This is a genomic window from Citrobacter braakii (assembly GCF_002075345.1).
Taxonomy (GTDB): Bacteria; Pseudomonadota; Gammaproteobacteria; order Enterobacterales; family Enterobacteriaceae; genus Citrobacter; species Citrobacter braakii.
The window spans coordinates 1-404 of the sequence record NZ_NAEW01000104.1; the positions used below are offsets into that span (position 1 = coordinate 1).

The 404-nt window shown below is 52.7% G+C and carries 1 protein-coding gene; it reads right to left on the reverse strand.

All coding sequences use genetic code 11. The annotated features are described in order from the left end of the window. Nucleotides 1–404, reverse strand: a 404-nt coding sequence (locus tag BZK42_RS28080; protein ID WP_080861664.1) for a FlhC family transcriptional regulator, incomplete at both ends; no start/stop codon positions are given.

Below are 404 nucleotides of genomic sequence, written 5' to 3' on the forward strand. Positions count from 1 at the left end.
CAGGGGGTATAATCCAGCATCCCCGAATCAACAAACCGCCTCAGTATCCACGCCCGGGTGAGGGACAGTGTCTCTGAGTTACCGGCATATCTTAAATATGCACGATAAGCCCGGATAAGTATTTTGACCGGCGACTCATCAGGCGACTGCGATTTTATGCAGTCAAATATATTACAGAACAGGGATGAGTGAACGTTATGCTCCCAGACCATAAACCAGTCGGCTGAAAAGGGGAGCATGCCTTTAGGGGGTGAAACACCCGTCAGCTCCCGGTACAGCCGGGTCATTTTTCCCCGGCTGAGTCTGACGGTGTGTTCCAGTAACTGCATCCGGGCGCCGAGAGAAATCAGCTCCACGGCCAGTTGCGTATCCTGCAGTTCCTGCAGCAGACTTTCAGATGCCAT